The sequence below is a fragment of the Patulibacter medicamentivorans genome, from assembly GCF_000240225.1.
Taxonomy (GTDB): Bacteria; Actinomycetota; Thermoleophilia; order Solirubrobacterales; family Solirubrobacteraceae; genus Patulibacter; species Patulibacter medicamentivorans.
The window spans coordinates 1-15281 of sequence record NZ_AGUD01000198.1; the positions used below are offsets into that span (position 1 = coordinate 1).

A 15281-nucleotide genomic window follows, 5' to 3' on the forward strand; every position below is an offset into this window, starting at 1 on the left:
GGCCGCCAGCGCCGCGGTCGCGCGATCGGCGTTGCGCAGCAGGTCCCCCAGCTCGCCGGGGCGGGTGCCGCGGGCGGCGACCGCCAGCTTGGTCGCGTCGCGCAGCGTCGGCGGCAGCGCTCGCAGCAGCGGCGCTGCGCTGCCGCTGCGGGCGAGCGCGGCGTCCAGCTCGCTGACGCTGGTGGTGATCCGGCCGCGCGCGTCGCGGTCGAGGACGCCGACCACCGACGGCAGCGAGACCGCCAGCGAGGTGTCGCGCAGCGGGACCGTCGCGCCGTCGCCCAGCAGCGGCCGGCCGGGCGGACCGGGCTCGACCTCGACGATGTAGCCGCCCTCGAGGAAGACCCGCGGGCGGATCCTCAGCCGCGTGCCCGCGCGCAGCGGCGGCGCGTCGGCGCGCAGGTCGAGCGTCACCTCGGCGGTCGCCCCGGGGCCGTTGCCGATGTCGGCGACCTTGCCGATCTGGACGCCGGCGACGCGCACCGGCGAGCCGGCCCGCAGCCCCATCGTGCCGTTGAAGACCCCGTACAGCTGACGTCCGCCGCCGCCCGGCAGGCCCTGGCCGCTGACGATCAGCGCGGCGAGCGCCAGCAGCAGGACGCTGCCGACGATCCCGATCACCAGGTAGCGCGAGCCGACGGCGGCGGAGTGGGCCGGGCGGCGGGCGCGACGGCGGCGCAGCGGCCCGCTCATCGCCCGCTCCCCTCGAAGCGGTCCAGCAGCCCGGCGCGGCGGGCGCGGTCGAGGACCCCGGGCGGCGGCGACGTCGGGACGAACGTGCGGTCGGCGCTCGCCGGGCCGACCCTGCGACCGGGGGCGTAGCGCTGGTTGCCGGCGACGCAGGCCTCGGCGTCCTGGCGCGGGTAGGGGTCGACGTGCAGGTCGTCGGACTGGGTCGCGGCCGGCAGCAGCTGCCGCAGGTCGATCAGGAAGATCCCGCCGAGCCAGCTGCCCGCGCGGTCGCCGGCGGACACCACGCTGGTCAGGTTGCGCCCCAGCAGCCCGCCGGTGTTGCAGTTGACCTGGGCGTCGCCGAGCGCGTCGACGGTCTGGCGCAGCGGCTGGTTGACGCGCTCGACGTCGCCCATCACCGCCTCCAGCGACGGCCGCAGACCGGCCAGGGTCGTCAGGATCCGGCCGCCCCCGCGGGCGTCGGCGACCAGGCCGGTGGCCGGGGCGAGGGTCCGGCGGGTCTCGCCGAGCAGCCGCTCGGCCGCGGCGACGGTCCGCGGCAGCCGCTCGGCCGCCGGTTGGATCCGGGTCGCCAGGACACGCAGGTCGGCAAGCACCGGGCGCGCCGCCCGCAGCGCCGACGTCGCCGCCGCCTCCGTCGCGGGGGCGTCGACCAGCGTCCGCTCGAGCGCGGGACCGGACTGCTCGAGCGCGCTGAGGACGGTCGTGGCGTCGTCGATCAGCGCCGGCAGCAGCGGGCGCAGGCCGTCGATCACCGCGACCGTGTCGTCGAGGTGCCCGAGCAGCGGCTCGAGCCGGTTGGCAGGGTCGGCAAGCAGCGCGGCGAAGCGCTCGAAGCGCGGCAGCAGGTTCCGGGCCGCGTCGACCGCCTCGGCGACGTCGCGGCCGCGGCCGGCGAACGCGGTGCCGGCCTCGTCGAGGATCGTCCGGAAGCGGCGGGCGAAGGTCGCGTCGGCGTCGGCCAGGACGTCGGACAGCTCGACGACGCTGCGCGCCTGGCGCAGGGCCAGCGTGCGGCCGGACGCGACCGTCGTCCGCGAGCGGCCCCGGACCAGGTCGACGTACTTGTTGCCGAAGACGTTGACCGGCGGCACCGAGACCGTGCTGTCGACCGGCAGCGGCTTCTGGCCCGGCTCCAGCTGCAGGTCCAGCTGGGCGACGATCCGCCCGTCCGGCAGCGGGTGGGCGCTGATCGCGTCGAGCCGTCCGACCCGCGCTCCGCCGATCCGGACGTCGTCGCCCTTGACCAGCGACGCGGCGTCGGGCACCAGCACCGAGACGCGCTCGTAGGACTTCCACGGCAGGCCGCGACTGGCGCCCCACGAGATCGCGAACACGACCAGCCCGATCGCCACCAGCGCCGCGCCGAACCACAGCTGGCGGTGCTCGATCCGGTCGATCAGGTCGCGCGGGGCCTGGCGCTTCATCGCCGGCCCCCCGAGATCGCCGGCGGCGTGCTGCGCAGGGCCGTCGGCCGCGCCGCCGGATCGTCCTTCAGCCAGCCCGAGCAGTCCGGATCCCGCGTCTGCGCGTAGAGCATGCAGCGGGTGATCAGGATGTTGCCCGCGATCACGTGGCTGGTCGAGTCGAAGCGCGAGATCGCCGCGGCGGCGTAGTAGAGGAAGCCCCAGAGGCCCTCGAAGAAGCCGCTGTCGCGGAGCGCGCCGAGCGTCCGGTCGGTGGCGCCGAGGGTCGGGGCGAAGTCGGTCAGGTCGCGATCGACGCGCGGCAGCAGGGTGGCCAGGTCGGCGGACGCCCGGCGCGTCCGGCGCAGCGGCACCCGCAGCTGGCCGAGGGTCTGGTCGGCCCGCCGCACGACCGGACCGACGCTGCGGCTGAGGCGGGCGATGCCCGGCGCGGAGCGATCGGCCGCCTGCAGCAGCGGTCCGGCCTGCTCGCTGAGGGCGTCGAGCTCGCGCAGCGCCGGATCGGCCTGGTCGAGCAGCGCCGGCAGCCGCCGGACCGCGTCCGCCAGCTCGCTGCGGTGGCGGGCCACGCGCCGTCCGAGCGACTGGCCGCTGACCGCCATCCGGTGCAGCGACCCGCGGCGGTCGGCCAGCAGCGCCGCGACCCGCGAGGTCCGCTCGACCGTCTGCCGCAGGCGGAACCGCTGGCGGTCGACGACCGCCAGCAGCCGCCGCGCCTGCTGCAGGCCCGGGTTGGTCCGCCCGAGGATCTCGTTGAGGTCGTGGCCCTTGCCCGAGAGCCCGAGCCCGAGCTGGCTGATCAGGACCCGCGTCCGCTCGCCGGTCGGCAGCGACCACAGGTTCAGGAGGTCGGCCAGGTTGACCGGTCGGCCGGTCTGGCCGACGGGGATCGTGGGGGTGCCGCCGCCTCGCCCGCGCAGCACCGGGGCCCTGCGGCTGCCCGGCTCGCAGCCGACGAAGCTCTCGGCGATCAGCCCCTCGGGGCGGATCGCGCAGCTGGCGTCGGCGCGGAACGGCCCCAGGTCGCGCTGCAGCTCCAGCGACACGCGGGCCTGGTTGGCGGGCGTCAGCGCGATCTTCACGACCCGCCCGACGCGCGCGCCGGCGACCTTGACCAGCGAGCCCTCCTGGATCCCGCGCGCGCTGTCGAAGACGACGTCGACCCGGACCGCGGAATCCCCGTCGCCGCCGCGCAGCGCGAGCACGGCGACCACGACCGCGACCAGCGGCAGCACGATCGCCGCGAGCAGCCGGACCCTCATCGCTCGTCGTCCCCGCGATCGCAGTGGACGCCGGCCGGGACCCAGGGGTTCGAGCCGTCGGCCGCCGGCGGCGCGGCCGCGCCCGGGCAGCGGTTGACGAGGCCGGTCCGGATGCCCTTCTGCCCGAGCAGGTTCGGCAGCAGGTTCGGCAGGAACCCGTCGAGGAGGCCGCCGCCGAGGTTGACGCTCGCGCGGCCGTAGTTGCCGTTGGCGTCGTAGTAGCCGCCGGCGGTCCCGGCGAAGCCGGAGGTGAAGCCCCCGAGCACGTCGGGGACGTACGGCCGGATCTGGTTCATCACCGGCAGCAGCGGCCGCAGCGTGGTGCGGACGTCGTCGAGGCCGGTCCGGATCTCGGGCAGCACCGTCGGCAGCCGGTCGAGCAGCGGGTCCGCCAGCCGCACCAGGTCCGAGCCGTCGCCGAGCGCCGACAGCAGCCGCGGACCGGAGCCGTCGAGCCGTCGCGCGAGCGTGGTGATCGGCTCGACCAGCGGCGCCGCCGCGTCGATCGTCGGCTCCAGGCGGGTCAGCGTCGGCCGCGCCCGGCGCAGCGTCAGGGTCGCGTCGCGCACCAGCGCCGGCGAGCGCTCGAGGGTCCGGGTCAGGTCGGCGCGGTGGGCGGCGACCGTCCCGATCACCTCGCGGGTCGAGCGCAGGCCCTGGCGCAGGTCGCCCTCGTGGGCGGCGATCGTGCCGGTCAGCGCGTCGGCGCTGCGCAGCAGGCGGTCGAGCGCGGGCTCCTGGCCGGAGACGTCCTGGAGCAGGTCGCCGGCGGCGGTGACCGCCGGCCCGGCGGCGTCCAGGGTCCGCGACCCGTCGGGCCCCGTCCCCGCCAGGTTGGCGTCGGCGCGGCGCAGCAGCCGCGCGAGCCGGCCGCGGGTGCGCGCGTCGAGCGCGGTCAGCACGTGGTCGAGGTCGACGATCCCGCGCACGTCGGCGGGGTCGAGCGCGCCGCCGTCGGCGATCCGCGGGGCGCTGCGCGGGCCGGGCTCGAGCGCGATCACGCGGTTCGACTGGCCGGCGAGCCCGCCGGGGGTGATCGTCGCGCGCGTCCCGCGGTGCAGCGGCTGCCAGTGCTCGTCGGTGATCCGCAGCTGGATCCGGGCCTGGCGATCGGCGGCCAGCCCGACGTCGGTGACGGTCCCGATCCGCTGGCCGGCGACCGTCACGTCGTTGCCGGGGATCACCTGCCCGGCGTCCGCCAGCCGCAGCGAGACCCGGTAGTCGCGGGAGCCGCCGCCGACGATCACCACGACCGCGATCGCGGCGAGCACCACGAACAGCGGCAGGACGAGCCGGGTCGGGAGCCTCATCCGCCCACCGGCGACCGCGGATCGCTGCCCCAGAAGAGCTGGGTGCTGAGCAGGCCGATCGCGTGGATCCCGACGATGTTGACCGCCATCGAGCGCGCCGTCGCCGTCCCGACCCCGACCGGCCCGCCGCTGGCGTTGTAGCCGAAGTAGCAGCCGACCAGGATCACGAACGCGGACATGCTCATCCCCTTGACCAGCGAGAAGACCATGTCGAGCGGCGTCTGGAAGACCCAGAAGATCTCCAGGTAGGCGGCCGAGGAGACGCGGCCGAACTGCCAGACGACGGCGACGTAGGAGCCCAGGAAGCCGACCCCGATCGCGACGATGAAGACGAACGGCAGGACGATCATGTACCCGAGCAGGCGGGTCGCGCCCAGGTAGGTGATGGCGTCGAAGCCCATCACCTCGAGCGCGTCGATCTCGTCCGAGATCCGCATCGCGCCGAGCTCGGCGACGATCCCGGTCCCGACCTTCGCCGCCATCATGTAGCCGAAGGCGTAGGGGGTGACCTCGCGCAGGTTGCAGACCGCGGTGAAGGCGCCGGCGATCGACGGGGCGCCGATCGACTGCGTCCCGTAGGCGCCCTGGATCCCGCACTGCAGGCCGAGCGCGAAGACCAGCAGGATGATCACGCCGACCGAGCCGGAGATCAGGATCCCGGCCTGCCGGATCGACTCGCCGGCGAAGGCCAGCACGCGGCCGCTGAGGACCCGTGAGATCACCTTCCACGCGAAGTCGAGGATCTCCCCCAACCGCTCCAAGCCGTCGCGGACCGTCGTCATCAGCGGGTCGCCGAGAGCTCCGGGCTGAGGGCCAGCAGCGCCTGGGTGAAGGCGTAGTCGACGAGGCCGATCGCCAGGAAGGTCAGCACCACGGCCTGGTTGACGGCGCGCCCGACGCCGGCCGCGCCACCCTCCGCGGTCAGGCCCTTGTAGCAGCAGACGATCGCGATGATCCCGCCGAAGATCGCCGTCTTGACGAACGACGCGAGCACCTCGAGCGTGGCCGCGTTGTCGAAGTAGGAGTGGAAGAAGACGCCCGCCGACGAGCCGTTCACCACCGCCACCAGCAGCCCGGCCAGCGTCCCGAAGATCAGCGCGTAGACGTTGAAGATCATCGTCACGACGATCAGCGCCAGGAACCGCGGGACGACCAGGTTGGTGACCGGGTCGACGCCGAGCACGGAAAGCGCGTCGAGCTCCTCGCGGATCTTGCGCGCCCCGAGGTCGGCGCACATCGCGGTCCCGGCGACGCCGGCCATCACGATCGCGCAGACCAGCGGCGCGAACTCGCGGATCACGGTGATCGAGAAGAGCCCGCCCATCCGGTCGATCGCGCCGACCAGGTTGAGGAAGCCGGCGGCCTGGATGCCGGCTGGCCCGTACGACATCGCGACCGCCGCCAGCACCAGCGGCATCCACCCGACCCGCATCGCGAACGCGATCTGCGAGACCAGCTCCGGCCCGAAGGCGAGGGGCGTGCGGACGATCGCGCGGGTCGTGCGCAGGAGCAGGACGCCCATCGCGCCGACCGTTCCCGGCAGCGCGGTCAACGGTCCGCCGGTGACCGGGACCATGCTCACGCGAGGACACTCTCCGACTGGTCGGACGGGGCCACGGAATCGAGGCCGGTCGTGGTTGGACGCAGGACGGCGGGCCGTGCGCGCACGGGTCCCACCGCTCCCGTCTGAAGGCTCCCGACCGACATGGGACGTTGTGACCCTAGCAGTCCCAGAGTCACACAGTCACGGTTCGCCCGAGGGCGAACCTACCCGCGGTAGGGCGGCCGCTGCCGCGGTCGCCTCGGCGTCAGCCTCGCAGGCCGGGCGCGCGTCATCGCGGTCGGCCGGACGGACCGGGCGCGAGCGCGATCACGTGGCCGGCGGCGAAGCGCCGGACGGCGGCGCGGGCGGCGCGGACGGCGGCGCGGGCGGCGCGGGCAGGTCGACCGCCACCCGCTCGACCGCTGGCCGGCGCGTCAGCCGGCGCCGGATCCGCAGGTACCAGGGGCCGAAGATCCGCAGCGGTGGCAGCAGCCAGAAGACCGGCGTCGCCAGCCGCGAGAGGGCGGCGAAGAGCCGGAACAGCAGCTGCCGGCGGCGGCCCCAGGAGATCCCGAACCGCTCGCGCAGCTCGGGCCCCAGCAGGCCGCCGGTGACGATCAGCCCGATCCGGGCGGTCGGGGCGCGGACGATCCGCCACAGCCACGTCGGCAGTCCGGGCAGCGGCGGGGCTGGCGGGGCGATCACCAGCGTCAGCACCTGGTCGACCGCCGGCGTGTGCTCCAACCGCTCGGCGATCATGCGGTCGCGCAGCACCCGGGCGCGGGACCACGTGTCCGGCAGGTCGCGGTCGCGCACCCCGAGCAGCCGGCCGACCTTGCGCCACTCCTGCCACAGCTCGTCCTGCTGGTCCGCGCTCAGCCGCCGGCCGAGCACGCGGTGGCCCTCGATCATCCCCTCGGCGAGCGTCAGCTGGACCCAGGCGTAGGCGTCCGGCTCGAGCGCGTGGTACGGGCGCCCCTGCTCGTCGACGCCGCGGATCGCGCGGTGCATCGCGCGCACCCGGGTGCCCATCTCGGCCGCCGCCTCGGGACCGCCGTAGACCATCGTCGAGACGAAGTCGAGCGTCCGGTGCAGCCGGCCCCAGGGGTCGAGCTCGAAGGCGGAGTGCTCGTGGACCCCGGCGCCGACGGTCGGATGGGAGACCTGAAGCAGCAGCACGTAGACCGCCGCCCCGGCCATCCGCAGGTCGGACCCGTAGCGCCAGGCGACCCCGCCGCGGGGCGGCACGAGCGCGGGCGCCTCGGAGGGCGGCGGGATCACAGGGGTGCTCATGGCCGAATGCTCCCCGATCAGAGGCCGAGGGTCTTGCCGATGATGTCGCGCTGGATCTCGCTGGTCCCGCCGTAGATCGTCGAGACGACCGTGTCGCGGACGTGGCGCTCCATGTCGTACTCGGTCGCGTAGCCGTAGCCGCCCATCATCTGCATCCCCTCGAGCGCCACGTGCTTGGCCAGCTCGGTCGTCTTGAGCTTCACCATCGAGCTCTCGCGGGCCAGCATCCCGGTCGGGTCGGCGTCGACCCGCTGGGCGACGTCGTAGGTCAGCAGCCGCGCGCACTCCAGCTCCAGCGCCATGTCGGCGAGCCGGTGCTTGAGCGCCTGGAAGCTGCCGATCGGGCGGCCGAACTGCTTGCGCTGCTTGACGTAGGCGAGCGTGTCGTCGAAGGCCCGCTGGGCGCGGCCGAGCATCATCGCCCCCAGGATCAGGCGCTCGGTGTTGAGCCCGGCCATCAGCTGCGTCCAGGCGCCGTCGACCTGCCCGACCACCGCGTCGTCGGGCAGGAACGCGTCGGTGAAGTAGACGTCGGCCTGCTCCTTGCCGCCCATCGTCCGGATCGGCCGGATCTCGACGCCGTCGGTCGGGACCTCGACGTCGAACATCGTCAGGCCCTCGTGCTTGGCGCCGCCGGCGTCCGAGCGGGCGACCAGCAGGATGTGGTGGCACCACGGGCCGTTGCTGATCCAGGTCTTCTGGCCGTTGATCCGCCAGCCGCCGTCGACTCGCTCGGCGCGACAGGCCAGCGCGCCGACATCGGAGCCGGCCTCGGGCTCGGACATCGCGATCGCCTGCGAGCGGCCCTCGACGATCCCGCCGATCACCGCCTGCCTCTGGGCCGGGGTGCCGAACTTCTCGAACGCGGCGCCGACGATCCAGGTCGGCCCGATGCCGCTGATCGGCGCCAGCCCGCGCTGGGTCTCCTCGAGGAAGAGGCACATGTCGACGGTGCTGCCGCCGAGCCCGCCGTTCTCCTCGCGGAAGGCGACGCCGAGCCAGCCGAGCTCGGCCAGCTGGCGGTTGAGCTGCTCGCTGTGGGGGTCGGCGCCGTCGTTGGTCAGCGCGTCGCGCTGCGCCCGGGTGCCGCACTCGCGGGCGCAGAAGTCGCGGATGGCGGCGACGAACGCCTGCTGCTCGTCGGTCAGTTCGATGGGCACGGGGTTCCTTGGCGATCGGGGAGCGAAGAGCCGGGCCGCCGCTCGTCGGTTCGACTTGACGCGGCGGGCAAGGCGGACGATGGTACATCTAGCGATAACTTGTCTCAAGGAGACCGAGATGCCCGCCACGACCGCCACGCCCACCGAGACGACGCTCCTGAACGCCGACAGCGTCACCTGGCGGGTCGCCGGGGACGTCCGCGTCTTCCTGCTGCTCGGACGGGCGTTCCTGCTGCAGGTCGCGCACCCCACGATCGCCGCCGGGGTCGCCGAGCACTCGACCTTCCGCGAGGACCCGTGGGGGCGGCTGCAGGGGTCGTTCGGCCTGGTCCTGCGGACGATCTACGGGGCCGACGGCGCCGACGTCGGCGCCCGCGTGCGAGCGTCGCACCGGGGGATCCGCGGCGCCAAGGAGGATGGCAGCCGCTACAGCGCCTTCGAGCCGGAGGCCTACTGGTGGGTGCTGGCGACCGGGGTCGACGGCAACCGCGCCCTGCGCGGCTGGTCGTCGCGCACGCTGACCCGCGCCGAGGAGGCGCGGATGTACGACGAGTTCCGCGAGGTCGGCCGCCGCTTCGGCCTCCGCGACCGCGACATGCAGCCCGACCTGGCGACGTTCGACCGCTGGTACGCCGAGATGCTCCGGGAGCGGATCGAGCGGACGCCGATGGTCGATGCCTTCCTCGAGACGCTGGCCGCGAGCCCGCCCCCGCCGCACGTTCCCGCCCTCGCCTGGCTGCCGATGCGGATGGCGACCGCGCGGGCGGTCACGGCCGCCAGCATCGGCACGCTGCCGACGGCGGTCCGCGAGCGGCTGGAGCTGCCCTGGAGCGGCCGGATGCAGCTGGAGCTGGAGCTGCTGCGGACGGCGGCCCGGCGGGTCGACCTGCTGCCGTGGCGGCTGCGCTACCTGCCGATCGCCCAGGCCGCCTACGGCCGCGAGCAGCGGGCGCCCGGCCAGGCCCTCCGGGCCGCCGCCTGATCGAGCGCCGCGGCGCAACGACCGTCCGATCGGCCGTAGGCCCCCGGCGCGAACGCTCGGTACCGTCCGGTACCGAGCGCTCTCCGCGCGCTCGCTCCTCCCACGACCGCACGACCACAGGACCGGACGAATGCCGATCGACTTCGCCCCCAGCGCCGAGAGCGCCGAGATCACCCAGCGCACCGAGGCGTTCGTGCGCGACGTCGTGATCCCCGAGGAGCAGGCGACCGGCGGCGTCCCCGGACCGGCCGGCGGCCTCGGCGACGACCTGCGCGCGCGGCTCCAGGACGGCGCCAAGGCGGCCGGCGTCTTCGCGCCGCACGCCCCGGTCGACGTCGGCGGCCACGGCCTCGGCATGAGCGATCGGGCATCGGTCTTCGAAGCCGCCGGCTACTCGCTGCTGGGGCCGCTGGCGCTCAACATCGCCGCGCCCGACGAGGGCAACGTCCACCTGCTCGCCGAGGTCGCGAACCCGGAGCAGCGCGAGCGCTACCTGGCCCCGCTGGCCTCCGGCGCGACCCGCTCGTGCTTCGCGATGACCGAGCCCGCGCCGGGCGCCGGCTCCGACCCGGCCGCGCTGGCGAGCACCGCCACCCGAGTCGACGGCGGCTGGCGGATCGACGGCCGCAAGTGGTTCATCACCGGCGCCGACGGCGCCGGCTTCGCGATCGTGATGGCGCGGACGTCCGGCAGCGCCGGCGATCGCGGCGGCGCCACGATGTTCCTGGTCGACGCCGACAACCCCGGGATGCAGGTCGGCCGTCACATCGACACGCTCGACCAGACCTTCTTCGGCGGCCACTGCGAGGTCACGTTCGAGGACTGCCGGGTCGGCGACGATGCGATCCTCGGCGCCCTCGACCAGGGCTTCCGCTACGCGCAGGTGCGCCTCGCGCCCGCGCGTCTGACCCACTGCATGCGCTGGCTCGGGATCGCCCGCCGCGCCCAGGACATCGCCGTCGCGCGGGCGGCCGAGCGGGAGCTGTTCGGGTCGGCGCTGGCCGAGCTGGGGATGGCGCAGGCGATGATCGCCGACAACGAGATCGACATCGCCGCCGCCCGTGGGCTGATCGTGCGCTCCTGCTGGGAGCTGGACCAGGGCCGCTCCGGCGCCCAGTCGAGCGCGATCGCCAAGACCTTCTGCGCCGAGGCGACCTGGCGCGTGGTCGACCGATCGCTGCAGCTCTGCGGCGCGCTCGGCGTCTCGGGCGACGCGCTGCTGTCCCGCTACCTGCGCGAGGTGCGGCCGTTCCGGATCTACGACGGGCCGTCGGAGACCCACCGCTGGGCGATCGCGCGACGGGTCGTCCGCCGCCACCGCGACGACCGCTGAGCGGGCCGGGGGGGGACCCGGGGCGACGCGCCATACGGGCGGCGGCGCGCCAGGCCGATTCTCTCCAGCCTGGCCGTCCGTCTCATCCCCTCGACAGGAAGGGCACCCAAAGAGCACAATATGGCCCTGGGTCTGCGAGCTTCCCTGCCCGCGGCGCCCTTTCGAATCCGAAATATCTGGCGGTAACCGAATGAGTACGACCACGATCACCCCCGGCGTCAGTTCCGAGGCTGACGCCCCGGGCCCGGCCTCATGGAAGGCGGTGCTGGCGCCTTACGCGAAGCCGCGCGTCAGCCGCAGCCTGCTCGACCTGGCGACGTCGGTCGTGCCATACGTCGCCCTCTTCGCCGCCATGTACCTGCTGCTGGACGTGTCGTACCTGCTGACGCTGGCGCTGGCGATCCCGACGGCCGGCTTCCTGCTGCGCACCTACATCGTCTTCCACGACTGCGCCCACGGGTCGTTCCTGCCGACCAAGCGCGGCAACCTCTGGCTCGGACGGGTGATGGCGCTGATCGTCTACACCCCGTTCTCCGCCTGGCGCCACGAGCACGCCGTGCACCACGCCACCGCCGGCGACCTCGACCGGCGCGGTGGCGGTGACGTCCCGACGCTGACCGTCGACGAGTACCTGGCCCAGTCGTGGGGCGGCCGCTTCGGCTACCGGCTGTTCCGCAACCCCTGGGTCATGTTCACGATCGGCCCGTTCTACGCGCTCGTGATCCAGCCCCGGCTGGTCAACAAGGACGCCCGGCCGCGGATCAAGAACAGCGTCCACCTGACCAACGTCGCGCTGGCGCTGGCGATCGCCGGTCTCTGCCTCCTGATGGGCCCGATCCAGTTCCTGCTGGTGCAGGCGCCGCTGGTGCTCCTGGCCGGCGGCGCGGGTGTCTGGCTCTTCTACGTCCAGCACCAGTTCGAGGACGTCTACTGGGAGAGCGGCGAGAAGTGGAGCTACGCCGACGCGGCGCTCCAGGGCAGCTCGTACCTGAAGCTCCCGCAGCCGCTGCAGTTCTTCACCGGCAACATCGGCCTGCACCACGTCCACCACCTGAGCGCGCGGATCCCGAACTACAACCTCCAGCGCGCCCACGACGAGAACGAGATCTTCCACGACGTGCCGGTGCTCTCGTTCCTCGACGGGATGAAGGCGACGCGGCTGAAGCTGTGGTGCCGCGAGCGCGGCCGCCTCGTGACGTTCGCCGAGGCGCACGCCGTCGCCGCCGCTGCCTGAGGGCGGCGGGGGCGCGTCGGTGCGGTGGCCATCGCTGCCGCTGCCTGAGGGCGGCGGGGGCGCGGTGGCCTGACGGCGGCGGAGGCTGTGGTCTGGTCGGGGGTTGGTGGCTGGTGGTCGTGGCGGTGGTGGCTCGGCGGGGCCGGGTGGCATTGGGGCCGCTGCCGCCTCGCCGGTGTGACGGGCCGCTGTCTGGTCGCTCGGCGGGGCTGGGCGGTGGGCGAGCCCGTCAGTGAAGGGGAGCGGGGCTGGGTGGCCGGTCGTGCCGTTGTGGCTCGGCGTGCCGGGGGTGGCTGGCGGGAAGGGTGGCCCTCGTGGCTCGGGGCGGGGTTCGGGTGCCTGGCGGTGGTGGCCGGGGTGTCGTGGTGTCAGTTCGTCGCGGCTTGTCGCGGTGGCGTCGGTTCGCCGCGGTGGGCGGGGTCAACTGACGCCACCTGGCGATGGCGGGAGCGAAATGACGCCACCTGGGTAGTGGGGCGGGTCGATCGGCGCGTTCGGGGAGGTTTGCCGTCCCGAGTCGGCGCGTCGCAGGTCGACCAGCGGGTTTCGGGTGCCTGACGGTGGTCGCTGGGGGTGCCGTGGCGCCAATTTGCTGCGGCTTGTCGCGGTGGCGTCAGTTCGCCGCGGTGGGCGGGGTCAACTGACGCCACCTGGCGATGGCGAGGCGAAATGACGCCACCTGGGCCGTGGGGCGGCGGCGGACGTCCCAGATCGCCCCGGTCCAGGCGGGCCATCCCTTCCGCCAGCCACTCCCGGCGCCGAGCCACGGCGGCACGACCGGCCACCCAGCCCCGCTCCCCTTCACTGACGGGCTTGCCCACCACGCAGCATCGCCGAGCACGCCGCGAGCACGCCCACCACACCCGGCAAGCGGCAGCGGCCCCAATGCCACCCGGCCCCGCCGAGCCATCACCGCCACGACCACCGGCCGTCGACCCTTCGCCGAAGGTCAGCCGCCACCCGACGCCGAAGTCCGCCACCCGATCGGCCGAAGGTCCGCCGCCACCCGACGCCGAAGTCCGCCGCCCCTTCGCCGAAGGTCCACCGCCACGGCCACCGGCCACCGACCCTTTGCCGAAGGTCAGCCGCCGCGGCGCCGAAGTCCGCCGACCGATCGAGCGGAGGTCAGCCCACCGTCACCGGACGGCGGTCGCCGATCTCCTGCTCGTCCAGGAACAGGTCGAGGCCGAGCGGGCCGTCGCCGGGGATCGTGCGGTAGCCCGACAGGTCCTCGACGCCCTCCGCCCACAGGACCTCGTCGTCGAGGTAGAAGTTGCCGGTCGCCTGGCGGGCGTCGCGGGTCAGGATCGCGTGGGCGGCGTCGGCCATGATCTCCGGCGTCCGCGCCATCGCGATCGAGTCCTCGCCGCCGAGCAGGTTGCGGACCGCGGCGGTCGCGATCAGGGTCCGCGGCCAGAGCGAGTTGGCCGCGACGCCGTCGGCGCGCAGCTCCTCCGCGAAGCCGATCGTGGTCATCGACATCCCGTACTTGGCGAGCGCGTAGCCGAGGTGCTGCCCGAACCAGCGCGGGTTCAGGTCGATCGGCGGCGAGAGCGTGAGGATGTGGCCGTTGGCCGCCGCCTTCAGGTGCGGCAGCGCCGCCTGGACCAGCGCGAACGTCCCGCGGATCTCGATCTGCTGCATCAGGTCGAACGACTTCAGCGGCAGCTCGGCGGTCGGGCGCAGGTCGATCGCCGAGGCGTTGTTGACCACGACGTCGATCCCGCCGAACGCCTCGACCGTCTTCGCGACCGCGCCGGCGACCGACTCGCCGTCGCGAACGTCGCCGACGACGGCCAGCGCTCGGCCGCCGGCCGCCTCGATCTCGGCCGCCGCGGTGTGGACGGTGCCCTCGAGCTTCGGGTGGGGCTGGTCGGTCTTGGCCAGCAGCGCGACGTTGGCCCCGTCGCGGGCGGCGCGCAGCGCGATCGCCAGGCCGATGCCGCGGCTGCCGCCGGACATCAGGATCGTCTTGCCGGAGAGGGAGCGGTCGCTGGTCATGTCGAGTCCTCGGGAGGGTCTCGGTTGCCGCCGCTCGGTCGATCGGCGGCAACCCGGAAGGTGGGACGGCGGGCCGAGCGAGACGCCGGGCGCAGCGACTGCGCCGGCGGTCGCGGCGGCGACCATGTCCTGGGATCTGCACACGGTCGTGGGCAGAGGCGAAGGGTTGCATCTGCGTACGAGCGTGTCAAGATGGCCCGCGTGTCGACCACCCGGACCTACGGCGGCCGGACCGCGGACGAGCGCGGCGAGGAGCGGCGGGCACGGCTGCTGGCCGCCGCGCTCGAGCTGTTCGGCGACGAGGGGCTGGCCGCGATCGGCGTCCGGTCGGTGAGCGCCCGCGCCGGCCTCGCCACGCGCTACTTCTACGAGAGCTTCGAGAACCGGGGGGCGCTGCTGACCGCGCTCTACGACACGATCGCCCGCGAGATCTCCGACGAGATCTACCGCGCCGCCGCGGCCGCCCCGGACGACGCCCGCAGCAAGGTCCGGGCCGCGATCGAGGGCTGCCTGCGGATCTTCGAGGACGACCCGCGCAAGGGCCGGATCGTGTTCGCCGACTCGGCCGTCGACCCGACCCTGGCCGCCGCCCGCGAGACGATGCTCCAGAAGTGGGCGCACCTCAGCCGCCGGCACGCGGAGCGGTTCTACGGCGCCCACCCCGACGAGGACGCCGCGCGGGTGATCAGCCTGATGCTGACCGGCGGCGTCGGCGTGCTCGCCAACTGGTGGCTCGACGACCCGACCCGCGCCCCGCGCGAGACGATCGTCGAGCAGGCCGCCGCGCTCTACGTCGCCGCGGCCGAGATGACCTTCGGCGCGGCCGCCGGCTGACCGCCGGTCGCAGTGGCGTCAGCTCGCCGCGTCCGCCGCGGGTGGCGTCAGCCGACCGCGGACGGCGCGGTCGATCGACGCCACCTCGCGCGGGCCACGGTCAGCTGACGCCACCCCGCCGGAACCCCGGCCGAGCGACGCCACCGCCGGGCCGAGGCCCTCGAACGCCCACCGCCGCGGCTGCCAGCGGCCGGCGGCCGCGACCGCCG

General features: G+C 74.3%; 14 protein-coding genes. 4 read left to right on the forward strand and 10 right to left on the reverse strand.

The genetic code is table 11. The features are described 5' to 3' along the window. The 8 genes from PAI11_RS12095 to PAI11_RS12130 form a co-directional block, all read right to left on the reverse strand. On the reverse strand, positions 1 to 693 hold a 693-nt coding region (locus PAI11_RS12095; protein ID WP_040600028.1), incomplete at its 3' end, for an MlaD family protein. Then, the gene (locus PAI11_RS12100; RefSeq protein WP_007574982.1) at positions 690 to 2120 is read right to left on the reverse strand and encodes an MlaD family protein; all 1431 of its coding nucleotides are present in this window, start codon (positions 2118 to 2120) and stop codon (positions 690 to 692) included. The genes PAI11_RS12095 and PAI11_RS12100, both read right to left, overlap by 4 nt. Next, entirely contained in the window at positions 2117 to 3382 is a 1266-nt protein-coding gene (locus tag PAI11_RS12105) for an MlaD family protein (protein ID WP_007574984.1), read from the reverse strand. The genes PAI11_RS12100 and PAI11_RS12105 overlap by 4 nt, the downstream gene beginning before the upstream one ends. Further along, on the reverse strand, positions 3379 to 4692 hold the full coding sequence (locus tag PAI11_RS12110; RefSeq protein ID WP_007574985.1) for an MlaD family protein: 1314 nt from the start codon (positions 4690 to 4692) through the stop codon (positions 3379 to 3381). Before PAI11_RS12110 ends, PAI11_RS12105 begins: the two co-directional genes overlap by 4 nt. After that, the gene (locus tag PAI11_RS12115) at positions 4689 to 5474 is read right to left on the reverse strand and encodes an MlaE family ABC transporter permease (protein WP_007574987.1); all 786 of its coding nucleotides are present in this window, start codon (positions 5472 to 5474) and stop codon (positions 4689 to 4691) included. The genes PAI11_RS12110 and PAI11_RS12115 overlap by 4 nt, the downstream gene beginning before the upstream one ends. Further along, positions 5474 to 6268: an MlaE family ABC transporter permease gene (locus PAI11_RS12120; protein ID WP_244406541.1), complete on the reverse strand. Its 795-nt coding sequence runs from the start codon at positions 6266 to 6268 to the stop codon at positions 5474 to 5476. The genes PAI11_RS12115 and PAI11_RS12120 overlap by 1 nt, the downstream gene beginning before the upstream one ends. A gap of 294 nt (positions 6269 to 6562) precedes the next feature. Continuing rightward, complete coding sequence (locus PAI11_RS12125) at positions 6563 to 7528, reverse strand: oxygenase MpaB family protein (protein ID WP_081488394.1); 966 nt, start codon at positions 7526 to 7528, stop codon at positions 6563 to 6565. Between the two features lie 17 nt (positions 7529 to 7545). After that, positions 7546 to 8688, reverse strand: coding sequence for an acyl-CoA dehydrogenase family protein (locus tag PAI11_RS12130; RefSeq protein ID WP_007574994.1), 1143 nt, complete (start codon positions 8686 to 8688; stop codon positions 7546 to 7548). A 118-nt stretch (positions 8689 to 8806) separates the two neighbouring features. Between PAI11_RS12130 and PAI11_RS12135 the strand changes: the two genes are divergently transcribed. The 3 genes from PAI11_RS12135 to PAI11_RS12145 all read left to right on the forward strand — a co-directional run bounded on the left by PAI11_RS12135 (position 8807) and on the right by PAI11_RS12145 (position 12237). Beyond that, positions 8807 to 9670, forward strand: a complete 864-nt coding sequence (locus PAI11_RS12135) for an oxygenase MpaB family protein (RefSeq protein ID WP_007574996.1) — start codon at positions 8807 to 8809, stop codon at positions 9668 to 9670. Between the two features lie 130 nt (positions 9671 to 9800). Beyond that, on the forward strand, positions 9801 to 11003 hold the full coding sequence (locus PAI11_RS12140) for an acyl-CoA dehydrogenase family protein (RefSeq protein ID WP_007574998.1): 1203 nt from the start codon (positions 9801 to 9803) through the stop codon (positions 11001 to 11003). Positions 11004 to 11193: 190 nt separating this feature from the next. After that, positions 11194 to 12237, forward strand: coding sequence for a fatty acid desaturase (locus tag PAI11_RS12145; RefSeq protein WP_007575000.1), 1044 nt, complete (start codon positions 11194 to 11196; stop codon positions 12235 to 12237). Positions 12238 to 13362: 1125 nt separating this feature from the next. On the opposite strand, the gene PAI11_RS12150 is transcribed toward PAI11_RS12145, so the two are convergent. Next, complete coding sequence (locus PAI11_RS12150; RefSeq protein ID WP_050897222.1) at positions 13363 to 14238, reverse strand: SDR family oxidoreductase; 876 nt, start codon at positions 14236 to 14238, stop codon at positions 13363 to 13365. A 192-nt stretch (positions 14239 to 14430) separates the two neighbouring features. Between PAI11_RS12150 and PAI11_RS24325 the strand changes: the two genes are divergently transcribed. After that, complete coding sequence (locus PAI11_RS24325; RefSeq protein WP_007575005.1) at positions 14431 to 15072, forward strand: TetR/AcrR family transcriptional regulator; 642 nt, start codon at positions 14431 to 14433, stop codon at positions 15070 to 15072. A gap of 18 nt (positions 15073 to 15090) precedes the next feature. Here the strand turns inward: PAI11_RS24325 and PAI11_RS27840 are convergent. Further along, a partial coding sequence (locus PAI11_RS27840; RefSeq protein ID WP_040600031.1) for a hypothetical protein occupies positions 15091 to 15281 on the reverse strand: 191 nt, incomplete at its 5' end.